The 12,627-nt window shown below is 43.2% G+C and carries 10 protein-coding genes; all 10 read right to left on the bottom strand.

The window, feature by feature from the left end; all coding sequences use genetic code 11:
* Positions 1 to 13 precede the first annotated feature (13 nt).
* A complete protein-coding gene (glgD, locus tag GMA13_RS04595; protein ID WP_255882976.1) occupies positions 14 to 1,141 on the bottom strand; it encodes a glucose-1-phosphate adenylyltransferase subunit GlgD in 1,128 nt (375 codons plus the stop codon).
* Entirely contained in the window at positions 1,141 to 2,364 is a 1,224-nt protein-coding gene (locus GMA13_RS04590) for a glucose-1-phosphate adenylyltransferase (RefSeq protein ID WP_255882975.1), read from the bottom strand. The genes glgD and GMA13_RS04590 overlap by 1 nt, the downstream gene beginning before the upstream one ends.
* A 94-nt stretch (positions 2,365 to 2,458) precedes the next feature.
* On the bottom strand, positions 2,459 to 4,564 hold the full coding sequence (glgB, locus tag GMA13_RS04585) for a 1,4-alpha-glucan branching protein GlgB (protein WP_370687051.1): 2,106 nt from the start codon (positions 4,562 to 4,564) through the stop codon (positions 2,459 to 2,461).
* A 351-nt stretch (positions 4,565 to 4,915) separates the two neighbouring features.
* Positions 4,916 to 5,497: a uracil-DNA glycosylase family protein gene (locus GMA13_RS04580; protein ID WP_255882974.1), complete on the bottom strand. Its 582-nt coding sequence runs from the start codon at positions 5,495 to 5,497 to the stop codon at positions 4,916 to 4,918.
* Positions 5,498 to 5,521: 24 nt separating this feature from the next.
* Positions 5,522 to 6,877 (bottom strand): sodium-dependent transporter, encoded by a 1,356-nt coding sequence (locus GMA13_RS04575; protein ID WP_255882973.1) that lies wholly within the window; start codon positions 6,875 to 6,877, stop codon positions 5,522 to 5,524.
* Positions 6,877 to 8,247 (bottom strand): UDP-N-acetylmuramoyl-tripeptide--D-alanyl-D-alanine ligase, encoded by a 1,371-nt coding sequence (gene murF, locus GMA13_RS04570; RefSeq protein WP_255882972.1) that lies wholly within the window; start codon positions 8,245 to 8,247, stop codon positions 6,877 to 6,879. The genes GMA13_RS04575 and murF overlap by 1 nt, the downstream gene beginning before the upstream one ends.
* A 13-nt stretch (positions 8,248 to 8,260) precedes the next feature.
* Complete coding sequence (locus GMA13_RS04565) at positions 8,261 to 9,310, bottom strand: D-alanine--D-alanine ligase (RefSeq protein ID WP_255882971.1); 1,050 nt, start codon at positions 9,308 to 9,310, stop codon at positions 8,261 to 8,263.
* A gap of 118 nt (positions 9,311 to 9,428) precedes the next feature.
* The gene (locus GMA13_RS04560; protein WP_255882970.1) at positions 9,429 to 9,716 is read right to left on the bottom strand and encodes a hypothetical protein; all 288 of its coding nucleotides are present in this window, start codon (positions 9,714 to 9,716) and stop codon (positions 9,429 to 9,431) included.
* A gap of 34 nt (positions 9,717 to 9,750) precedes the next feature.
* Positions 9,751 to 10,962 carry an LL-diaminopimelate aminotransferase gene (locus tag GMA13_RS04555; protein ID WP_255882969.1) on the bottom strand — a complete coding sequence of 404 codons (1,212 nt, stop codon included), beginning with the start codon at positions 10,960 to 10,962 and terminating at the stop codon, positions 9,751 to 9,753.
* 38 nt (positions 10,963 to 11,000) lie between these two features.
* On the bottom strand, positions 11,001 to 12,602 hold the full coding sequence (locus GMA13_RS04550; RefSeq protein WP_255882967.1) for a CTP synthase: 1,602 nt from the start codon (positions 12,600 to 12,602) through the stop codon (positions 11,001 to 11,003).
* Positions 12,603 to 12,627 lie beyond the last annotated feature (25 nt).

Raw genomic sequence — 12,627 nt, 5'->3', positions numbered from 1 at the left:
CAATCTAATTTAATCAAACAATATTATCCTTGGCAATATAAATCGGATAGGTGTCGTAGCCCATGAGAGCTCTTTCATTTTTAATAACAACATCCTTGTCGCAGATAACATAGCTTAAGCTCGCATTTTCGCCTATTTTTGTGTCCTGCATTATGATGCAGTTTGCAACCTTGGCTCCCTTGCCAATGTGAACACCCTTTGAAATAATGCAGTTTTCAACCTCGCCTTCAATTACGCAGCCCTGTGCAACAAGCGAGTTTTTAACAGACGAGCCAAGTCCGTATTTGCTTGGCATATCGTCACGAACCTTTGTGAAAATCGGTCTGTCCAGATTAAACAAATCAGCTCTAACAAGCGGGTCCATAAGTGACATATTTGACTTGAAATACGTATCAAGCGAGGTTATAGACGAATAGTAGCCTGTAAATTCATAGCCGTAAACTTTTAATTTCTTGAAATTATCAAGAATAAAGTTGCGTCTGAAATCAAGCGCATTCCTGCTTACGCAGTCAACAAGCAAGTCAAGGAAAAGCTCCTTTTTCATAAAAGCAGACGAGAAGAGATAATCACACTCAGCCTCATTTGGATTTCCTACACGTGGATTGATAACCATATCTGTAATCTTGTTATCGGTATCGGTTGTGATTATAATAGGTGCAATAGCTCCTTTGGAAACCTTGCCGTGAACATACATAAATGTTATATCGGCGTTTGTATCAGTATGCTGGGCAACCATCTTGCTGTAATCAAAGTTGAACACGGTGTTGCTTGTAGAAATAAGAACATACTCCTCATTTGCTTTCTCAATAAAGCCCTTAACGTTATACATACACTCCATTGTTGTACTGAAGCTTTCATTGCCAAGACTGTAAGGAGAAAGAAGTGTAAGACCGCCACGGCGCTTTGACAAATCCCAAGCCTTACCTGTGCCGAGATGATCCATAAGGGAAGCAAATTTCTGCTCGGCAACAACACCAACATTGTCAATACCGTAGTTTACAAAGTTTGAAAGTGTAAAATCAATAAGTCTGTACTTTCCGCCGAACGGAACTGAGCCAATAGCTCTTTTAGATGTAAGCTCAGGAATGCAGATGTCGTTCACGTTAGGAAAAACCAATCCTAAAATGTTTGTTCCTTTCATTACTCGCAATCCCCCTCTACATCGTTGTAAATCATTTTTTTAGCGGCAACAACGGCATTTTTACCAATCTTAAGATTTCCGCCAACAACGGCAATACCCCATTGCTCCTTATCCTCAACATCCTCAGGACGCTTTCCGACAACTGCTCCGCTGCCAATATGAGCATTCTCGCCAATTATTGCATACTGAATAACAGCGTTGTCCTCAATAACAGCGCCCGGCATAATAATTGAATCCTTAACCACTGCGCCAACTCCAACTGTTACACCGGCAAACAATACGGAGAATTCAACCTCGCCGTAAATGTTGCAGCCGTCAGCCACAAGAGCGTTCTGAATTTTTGCAGTCTGTGAAATATACTGCGGTGGCATAACAGGATTTCTCGAATAAATCTTGTCCTTTTCGCCGCTTAAGTCGAGAGGAACATTCGGGTCGAGCAAATCCATATTTGCTTCCCAAAGGCTGTCGATTGTTCCAACATCCTTCCAATATCCCTCAAATCGGTAAGAGAACATTCTCTCGCCTGCATTAAGCATTGTCGGAAGAACGTCCTTACCAAAGTCATGGCTTGATTCTTCCTTTTCAGCGTCCTCAACAAGGTACTTGCGCAGCTTGCTCCATGTGAACACATATATACCCATAGAAGCATTTGTACTCTTTGGAACAGCAGGCTTTTCATCAAATTCATAAATTGAGCCGTCAGGGTTGGTATTTAGAATACCAAAACGAGATGCCTCTGCAAGAGGAACCTCAATTGACGCAATTGTGCAGTCAGCTTTATTCTTCTTGTGCTCAGCGATCATCTTTGAGTAGTCCATCTTGTAGATATGGTCACCGGAAAGAATAACAACATATTCAGGTCTGTAACGGTCTATATAGTTGATATTCTGGTAAATTGCGTTTGCAGTACCGGAATACCACGCCGCACCATTAATCTGCTGATATGGACTTAAGCAATGAACGCCCTCAAAAATGCCGTCAAGGTCCCACGGCTGACCTGTGCCTATATACTCATTTAAAACGAGCGGCTGATACTGTGTAAGCACACCGACCTCATCAATGCCGGAGTTTACACAGTTGGAAAGCGGAAAATCTATTATCCTATACTTGCCGCCGAAAGGAACTGCAGGCTTTGCAATGTTTTGCGTTAAAACGCCCAGCCTGCTTCCCTGTCCACCTGCCAGCAGCATAGCAACTACTTCCTGCTTAGGATAGTTCTGCATTGTTTGTTTACCTCCTTATATTTCACAACTAAAGACAAGTGCAAATAAATAATAATATATATTTTTAGAAAAAGCAATCGGAAAATATAATCATTTATTCTTCTGTTTTGCTTTCCTCATTCGGTGTTTCTTCTGCTTTTGCCTTTTTAGTTGTCTTTGCAGTTTTGGTTGTTTTAGTTGTCTTAGTTGTTTTCTTTGTCTTGGTTTCAGCAGCATCCTTTGCGTCTGCCTTATCTGAAGCCTTTTTAACCCCTGTGGTCTTTTTCTTCTTTGGTCTTGGCGGCTTTTTCTCTATGCACTTAAAGTACATAACAGACATCGGAGGAAGTGTAAGCATAATTGACTGGTCAAGGTCGTGCATTTCCTCGCCGTTTGAATCAATATGCTGTCCGTTTGTAATGCCTGAACCGCCAAAGCGCTCATCGTCGGTATTGAATACTTCGGCGTAAATACCGTTTTGCGGAACGCCGATAGCATAATTCTCACGAAGCATGGGCTGGAAATTGCAAACGCCAATAATTCTCTCGCCGCTTTTGTCAATACGCTGGAACGCAATAACGCTCTGAGTGTAGTCATTGTGGTGAATCCACTGGAAGCCTTCCCAAGAGAAGTCAACCTCATAAAGAGGCGGATTTTCAAGATAGAAGCGGTTAATTTCCTTAATAAAGTATTGTAGCTGCTGATGTCTTGGGAACTCAAGCAGATTCCATTGAAGCTGGCTTGTAGAATCCCATTCATCAAACTGACCGATTTCAGTGCCCATAAATGTAAGCTTTTTGCCAGGGTGAATCATCATATATGCAAGGAAAGCACGGACTCCCTTAAATTTCAAATCATAGTCGCCGGGCATTTTATTGATAAGCGAGCATTTTCCGTAAACAACCTCATCGTGCGAAATCGGCAGCAGGAAGTTCTCGGAGAATGCATAGAAAAAGCTAAAGGTAAGAGCATCGTGATGGAACGGGCGATAAATCGGGTCGAGCGACATATAATGAAGCATATCGTTCATCCAACCCATATTCCATTTATAGTTAAATCCAAGTCCGCCGTCCTCTGTTGGTCTTGATACCATCGGCCATGATGTTGATTCCTCTGCTATCATATATTTACCGGGAAGGTTTTCCTGTATGCCGTGATTGAGCTGGTGCAAGAAGTCAACAGCCTCAAGATGCTCCTTGCCACCGTACATGTTGGCAACCCACTCGCCGTCACGGCGGTTATAGTCAAGATAAAGCATTGAAGCAACAGCGTCAACTCTGATGCCGTCAATATGATATTCGTTGAGCCAGAAGTTTGCACTCGAAGTAAGGAAACTCTTAACCTCATAGCGGCTGTAATCGAACACAAGTGTTCCCCACTCCTTATGCTCTCCCTTTCTTGTATCTGCATATTCATAGCAGCATGTACCGTCAAAGCGTGCAAGACCATGAGCGTCACGTGGGAAGTGAGCCGGAACCCAGTCAAGGATAACTTGTATGCCTGCCTTATGGCACTCGTTTACAAAGCTCTTGAAGTCGTCCGGTGTGCCGTAACGAGATGTAGGCGCATAGTATCCGGTTACCTGATAGCCCCAAGAGCCGTCATACGGATACTCGGTTATAGGCATAAGCTCAATATGTGTATAGCCCATTTCCTTAACGTAAGGTACAAGCTCTCTTGCCAGCTCATAATAGCTGAGTCTTTCGCCGTCTGAGCGGAGTTTCCAGGAGCCTGCATGAATCTCGTAAATATTCATCGGACTTTCTACGCCCTTGTTATTGTGCTTGAGCTGTTCCTCAAATTCGCCGTCTTCCCAATTGAAATCGGAAAAATCATAGAATTTTGAAGCGTTGTCAGGACGAGTCTGGGTATGGAATGCATACGGGTCAGACTTGTAAAGCTTTTCAAACCACGGTGTTTCAACACAGTACTTGTAACAGTCATACTGCTTTACATTTCCGATAAAACACTCCCAAATGCCTCTTTCGTCAATTTTGGTCATATAGTCCGCCATATTGTTCCAGTTGTTAAAATCGCCGACAACCGAAACTGTAAGAGCATTTGGCGCCCAAACACGAAAGATTACTCCCTCGTAGCCGTCCGGGTTTACTCCCCTGTGAGCTCCCATATATTTATAAGCGGTGGTGCTTTTGCCAGACAGAAAAAGCTCCTTTTCTTTTTCTGCTTCGATGGACATAGCCTCATATATCTCATTAGCCATGTTCATGTTCTCCTTCCTTATGTATTTTTGTTTTTTTACGGTAGAAACAGCAAAGATACACTTTGTTCAATCTACCTTATCTTTCTATTATATAATAACAAGATTTTGATTAAAATTCAATAGTTTTTTTATTTTTTTGCATAATTTTATCGTGATAATATAAAATTTTTACTTTTATAAGCTTTTGAGTATTGTGCAATATTCCAACATAGCATTAATACGGCGATTACTGTTAATTATATTCGCACTGCTGTGTCGAAAATAAGCAAAGACAGGCAGAGAATAAAAAACTTTTAAAAAACTAAAAACGGACTGCGGCAAACAAATTAAAACCGCAGTCCGTGTTAAAAATTATTCTGTTTCGTAGGTTTCAGGGCAAAGCTCCATAATTTTCTGCTGTAAATTCAAAAAATCCTGAAACGCCGCCGGTTTGTTGTTCGGATTTCTCAAAAGCGCAGCCGGATGCAGCGTAGCCATATAGAGTATTCCGTCCTTTTCAAAGAACTGCCCATGCTCCTTTGTTATCTTTATATCGGGCTTAAACATCTTCATAGCCGATATTCTGCCAAGGCATACAATAATCTTAGGCTTTATCAGTTCAATCTGAGCCTTAAGCCACATATTGCACTGCTCCTGCTCCTCCGGTAACGGGTCACGATTTTGCGGAGGACGGCACTTTACTATGTTTGCAATATAGATGTTCTTTTTTCTGTCGAGATAAACAGCCGCAAGCATTTTATCAAGCAGCTTTCCGCCTCTGCCTACAAACGGTTCACCCTGCAAATCCTCGTTTTGTCCGGGGCCTTCCCCAATAAAGAGAACCTTGGAATTCGGATTGCCAACGCCAACAACAACATTATTTCTTGTTTCGCAAAGTCCGCATCGGCGGCAGGCTAAGCAATCGCTTTTAAGCTCCTCCCAGTTGCTATACATACGATACCTCCATCGGTATTAATATTATAATTTGATTACTCCCATTGAATTCAGCACTGAGCTTATCAGAATTGCAAGGATAAAAATCGGTGCAATATACTTTGTGATAATATTATACATTTTCTCACGCTTGAATTTTGAAGAGAGTTTTACCTCGTCGCCTATTGTCTTTACACCTACAAAGTAGCCTACAAGCAAGCAAGTAAACAAAGCGACAATCGGCATCATAACGCTGTTGCTTATGAAATCGAAGAAGTCGAGAATCGACATTCCTAAAATAGTGAAGTCGCTCCAAATGCCAAAGCCGAGCGAGGACGGAATGCCAACCAAAAGCGCACATACAAGGACAATAAGACATACAGCCTGTCTTTTAAGCTTCGTTTTGTCTGTGATAATTGAAACAATAGTTTCCATCAGAGAAACGGATGATGTGAGCGCAGCAAACAGCACAAGCACAAAGAATAGAGTTCCTACAAACTGACCTCCCCACATGTTTTGGAAAACCTGCGGGAGTGTTATAAACATAAGCGATGGTCCTGCCTGAAGCTTTGACAAATCTCCGCCTGAAAAAACGAACACAGACGGAACAATCATCAAGCCGGCAAGAACAGCAATGCCAATGTCAAATATTTCAATCTGTTTTGCTGATTTTTCAATATCAACGTCCTTCTTCATATATGAGCCGTAGGTTATCATAATGCCCATTGCAAGCGACATTGAGTAGAAAAGCTGACCGAGAGCCGCCAAAATCATATTTACATTAAGTCCATCAAGCGTTGGTGTGAAGTAATAAAGCACACCGTCAAGCGCTCCGGGCTGACACATAACGAAAATACATATACCGATTGTCATTACAACAAGAAGCGGCATAAGAATTTTACTTGCCCTCTCAATGCCGTCCTTAACACCAAGCAGTACTATAAGCGCAGTCAGGGCGATAAACAAAGCAAACCAACCGAGCGGCTCCCATGTGTTTGAGATAAAGCTTCCGAAATATCCGTCCTGTGCCGCAGCGTTCATCTGATTTGTTGCAAATGTTACGCCGTATTTTGTTACCCAACCTCCGATAACGCAGTAATACGGGAAAATAATTATCGGTACAGCCGCCGCAAGCCAACCGAGAAGTGAAAAACGTTTATCAAGCTTTTTGTATGCACCTATAACGCTAAGACCTGTTTTTCTGCCTATCGCAATTTCTGTCACCATCAGCGCAAAGCCAAAGGAAATTGCAAGTATGATGTACACAATCAAAAATGTTCCGCCGCCGTACTTAGCTGCAAGATATGGAAATCGCCAGATATTACCAAGTCCGACTGCCGAGCCTGCCGCTGCAAGGACAAACCCGATTCTGCCGGTAAAAGTGCTTCTTTTCTTTTCCATTATTTCAACCTCATAAATTTATTTTTTAAAGCGTCAACAACACGCTCAAGCTTCATTGCTCTTGACGCCTTAACAAGTATACTGTCGCCATCCTTGATAATACCGTCTAAGCTTTCAACAAGCTCTTCCACAGTGTTGTACCAGAGCGCACCCTCGCCAAAACCGTCCTTTATTTTTTCAGCAAGAGGCCCTACCGCCGCCAAAAGCTCAACGCCTTTTTCCTTTGCGTATTTACCTACCTTTTTATGAAGCTCAAGCTCGTTTTCACCAAGCTCCTTCATATCTCCAAGAATACACACACGCCTGCCTTTGAAATTCATAAGGGTATCAATCGCACCCATAACAGAGTTTGGGTTAGCGTTGTAGCAGTCATCAATTATATTAATTCTTCCTGTTTTAATCAGGTTATCACGGCTGCCGACCGTTTTGTAGCCTGCAACACCCTTTGCTATCTCCTCGTCAGTCATTCCAAGGCTTTCTCCGACGGCAAAAGCCGCAAGAGCGTTTGAAACCATATATGTTCCTATCGCATCAATGTGAACAGAAATTTTTCTTTCCCCATGCACAAGCGTACAGCTTACGCCGTCTGCACCGTTGTTCTGAACGTCCTCAGCGTAATACTCATTAGATGTATTAATTCCAAAATATACCGGATCTATACCCTCTCTGTCCTTTTGGGTTGCAAGCTTATCGTCATCTCCGTTTAAGAAAATTTCACGGTTGCCGGTCATATAATCAAAAACCTCTGTTTTCGCCGCCAAAACGCCGTCACGGTCACGCAGATTTTCAAGATGACAATTACCGATATTGGTAATTATGCAGTGAGTCGGTCTTACCATTTTTGCAAGACGGGTCATCTCGCCGAAGTCGGAAATTCCCATTTCAACAACAGCCGCAGTGTGGCTCTCATTCAAGCCGAACAGCGTAATCGGCACTCCAAGCTCGTTATTAAAATTGCCCTGCGTCTTGTGAACATTAAATTTCTGCGACAAAACAGCGGCAACCATCTCCTTAGTTGAGGTTTTGCCAACGCTGCCCGTAATTCCGATAACAGGAATGTCAAACTGAGAACGGTAATATTCAGCCGCCTGCTTCAGAGCAACAAGTGTTGACTTAACTACAATGCATGGCTTTGACGGATTTTCCGGCTCATCCTCGCATATTGCACAGACCGCGCCGTTATCAAAGCACTGCTCAATGTATGCGTGTCCGTCACTGCGCTCACCCTTGATAGCTGCAAAGCAGGCGCCGTTTGTAACCTTGCGACTGTCAGTGACGATAGTAGAAACCTCAGTCTGCTTAAGGCTTTCATCGCCGACATACCGTCCACCGCAGGAACTGAGAATGTCATTAATTGTAAAGGTATTCATTGCTTCGCTCCAATCAGTTGTATTTTTCAAGAGAAATTTTTGCAAGCTTGTCGCAAAGCTCCGGGTAATCAATGCCGACTGCAGCCGCCTCCTGCGGCAAAAGGCTTGTCGGGGTCATACCCGGCAGAGTATTTGCTTCAAGGCAATAAAAGCTGTTGTCCGCACAGAGGATAAAATCTATTCTTGCATAAGCGTCAAGCTTCAGAGCCTTGTATGCATGCTCAGCTTCACGCTGAATTTTCTGCGTTATCTCCGGACAAATGTCGGCTGGGCAGAATTCATCTGTGCTGCCCGGCTGATATTTATTCACATAATCGTAAAAGCCCTGCTTCGGAACAATTTCGATAATAGGCAGTGCTTTACCGTCAATAAGACCTACCGACAGCTCTCTGCCCTTAACAAACTGCTCAACCAAAACCTCGTCCTCGTACTTAAACGCCTCTTGCATTGCAGCTTTGTACTCATCACGGTCGCTAACTATTGAAACACCGACGCTGCTTCCGCCCGAACAAGGCTTAACAACGCATGGAAAACAGTCCCACTCGTCAACTCTGCCGCTTTGTAAATCAGCCTTTGAAAAGACGCTGCCGGTCGGAGTAGGAACATTGTTGTAAAGAAAAATGCTCTTTGATATTCCCTTATCCATAGCCAAGGCACTGCCAAGACTGCCTGAGCCTGTATATTTAATTCCGAGGAGATCCAAAGTTGCCTGAAGCTTGCCGTTTTCCCCCACATCGCCGTGCAAAGCCAAAAAGGTTATATCGGCACTTTTGCATATTTCCTCAACATTCTGCCCAAGAAAGCGGTCAGACTTATCCTTGCGGCTTGCCTTAATTTTTGCAACATCGGGAACAGTGTTTCCGATAGGAGCATTAGTTGTAAAGCTGTAATTGCTTTCAAAAAGCTTTTCTATATCACATTCGTCCTGCTCGTATCCCATAAATACATCAAGCAAAACAACCTTGTGTCCCATTTTTCTAAGAGCCTCAGACACAAGACAACCGGATGTAATGGACACATCTCTCTCAGTGCTGAGTCCTCCTGCAAGAACAACGATTTTCATAATAATATACACCTCATTCAAAAAAGACAATATATGAATATTATATTACCTCAGAGCCTATTTTGCAAGAAAAACCCCGTGGAAATTCACGGGGTTTTGTTTGGATTTTGTATGAGTATTAGCCTAAAGCACGGTTAAGCCAAATCTCGCCTATATCCATTGCAAGATAAAGACCTTTTTTCTCGCTCGTCTTTACAACCTGCTTTCTCGGCGGAAGGTCGGGGTCAGTACACATAAGCTGAACCGTAACCTTTTCTGCCACATCAAGGTCGTTAACTTTTTTAGTCGATTTAACCTGAAGGCGAATAACATATTTTTCGTCCATATTGCCGTAATACAGATCGTTTCCGACACGAACAAGCGGTCTGCCCTTATAGGTTGGAAATGCAGATTTCTGCTTTGCCATTTTTCGTCCTCCTTTTTATTCTTATTGTATATTCTTATTTTGTGAGAAGCTTCTTTATTCTTGCCATTGCCTCAATAGTTTTGTCACGGTCACCAAAGGAGGTTAGTCTGAAGTAGCCTTCGCCGTTCTTGCCAAAGCCTGCGCCCGGTGTTCCGACAACATTAGCCTCAGTAAGAAGATAGTCAAAGAACTCCCATGAACCCATACCGTTCGGGCACTTGAGCCAAATATACGGCGAGTTTTTACCGCCTGAATACCAAATGCCAAGCTCGTCAAAGGTTTTTGCAATGATTCTTGCGTTCTCCTTGTAATACTCAAGGTTTTCAGCACACTGCTTCTGACCCTCCTCAGAGAACACTGCTGCTGCACCGCACTGAACAGGATAAGAAACGCCGTTGAACTTTGAACCTTGTCTTCTGCCCCAAATCTGTGAAACATTGACAACAGTTCCGTCCTCAGCTACAACCTCAAGCTCCTTCGGAACCACTGTGTAGCCGCAGCGAAGACCTGTAAAACCTGCTGTTTTTGAAAGTGAGCAGATTTCAATAGCACACTTCTTTGAACCCTCAATTGCATAAATACTTCTCGAAACATCTTCCTCTGTAATAAATGCCTCGTAAGCTGCATCATAGATTATTATAGCCTTATTATCAAGCGCATAATCAACCCAAGCCTTAAGCTGTGCAGTTGTAAAAGCTGCACCTGTCGGGTTGTTCGGTGAGCAGAGATAGATTAAGTCGGCATGGATGTTCGGGTCAGGAACGGCGTTGAAGCCTGTTTCCTGCGTTGAGTCAATATAGATTACCTCTCTGCCGCTCATAAGGTTTGAATCAACATAAACCGGGTAAGCAGGATCTGAGATAAGTACTGTGTTTTTGTCGCTGAAAATATCAACTATGTTGCCGCAGTCTGACTTTGCGCCATCACTGATTCTTATATCGTCAGCCGGTACGTCAACTCCAAAGCTCTTGTAGTAGCCGGAAACCGCTTCCTTTAAAAAGTCATAGCCTGTGCCGCTGTCCTCGTAGCCTTTGAAGGTTTCCTTAACGCCCATCTCTTCAACGCCTTTTTTTACAGCCTCTACAACACACGGTGCAAGCGGAAGGGTAACGTCGCCAATACCCATTCTTATGATATTGTCCTTCTTATCGGGGTTGTTTGCAATAAACTCGTTTATCTTTTTCGCGATGTTGATAAAAAGGTAGTTTTTCTCAAGCTTTAAAAAGTTTTCGTTAATGTATGGCATAATATTTCTCCCTTTCTAAATCGTAATTTCTAAAAAACTCAGCCCTTGTTTTCGATTGAAGCCTTAACAAACTCTCTGAATAATGGGTGAGCGTGGTTTGGTCTGCTCTTGAATTCCGGATGATACTGAACACCTATGTAGAATCTGTTTGACGGAATTTCAACAGCCTCTACGAGCATACCGTTCGGGGAAGTACCCGTTACCATCATACCATTCTGCTCAAATTCGTCACGGTACTCGTTGTTAAACTCATAGCGGTGGCGGTGACGCTCAGCAATTTCGCTCTTGCCGTAAGCCTGCGACATTTTACTGCCTGCCTTAATTTTACAAGGGTATGCGCCAAGACGCATTGTGCCGCCCATATCAACAACGCCGAGCTGGTCGGGCATAAGGTCAATAACCTTGTTCTCGCTCTTCGGGTTAAATTCACCGCTGTTTGCGTCTTCATATTTGAGCACATCTCTTGCGAACTCGATAACTGCTGTCTGCATACCAAGGCAAATTCCAAGATACGGTACGTTGTTCACTCTTGCGTACTTTGCAGCTGTAATTTTGCCGTCAACGCCTCTGTCACCGAAACCACCCGGTACAAGAATTCCGTCACAATCGCCAAGTAAATCCTCTACTGTGTATGCTGTTACAAGCTCTGCGTCAACCCACTTAATTTCAACATGAGCAGCATTTTCATAACCTGCATGGTGAAGCGCCTCTGCAACAGAAAGGTAAGCGTCGTGAAGCTGAACATACTTGCCGACAAGAGCAATTTTAACCTCTTTGTTTCTTGACTCTATTCTGTTAAGCATTTCAAGCCACTCTGACATATCGCCTGGCTTGCTGTCAAGGTTAAGCTCACGGCAAACAATATCTGAAAAATTGTTTTTCTCAAGCATAAGCGGAGCCTGATAGAGAACAGGAAGAGTTATGTTCTCAATTACGCAGTCAGGCTTAACATTGCAGAAAAGCGCAATTTTCTTGAATATGCTCTCCTCAAGCGGTTCGTCACAGCGAAGCACGATAATGTCAGGGTTAATACCGAGTGAGCGAAGCTCCTTAACAGAATGTTGAGTGGGCTTTGATTTATGCTCCTCAGAGCCTTTAATATACGGTACAAGAGTAACGTGAATGAAGATGCAGTTTTCCTGTCCTACCTCAAGAGATACCTGACGGATAGCCTCCAAAAATGGCTGACTTTCAATATCGCCTACTGTACCGCCGATTTCTGTTATAACGATGTCGGCATTTGATTTTTTACCTACGTTAAAGATGAAGTTTTTGATTTCATTTGTGATGTGTGGTATTACCTGAACTGTTTCACCAAGATAATCTCCTGCTCTCTCCTTTTCAAGAACGTTGGAGTAAACCTTGCCTGTTGTGAGGTTTGAATATTTGTTGAGGTTTTCGTCGATAAAACGTTCATAGTGGCCAAGGTCGAGGTCGGTTTCGGCTCCATCCTCTGTTACATAAACCTCACCGTGCTGGAACGGACTCATTGTACCCGGATCAACATTGATATACGGGTCAAGCTTCTGAGCCGCTATCTTATAGCCTCTTGCCTTTAAAAGTCGTCCGAGTGAAGCGGCTGTAATTCCCTTGCCAAGACCCGACACAACTCCGCCTGTTACAAATATATATTTAGTCATTCCCCAAACTTTCCTTTCTTTATTA

It is taken from the genome of Ruminococcus sp. zg-924, from assembly GCF_024433635.1.
Classification (GTDB): domain Bacteria; phylum Bacillota; class Clostridia; order Oscillospirales; family Acutalibacteraceae; genus UBA7067.
The sequence above is the reverse complement of the archived record's forward strand: the minus strand, read 5'-3'. Positions and strand labels throughout refer to the sequence as shown.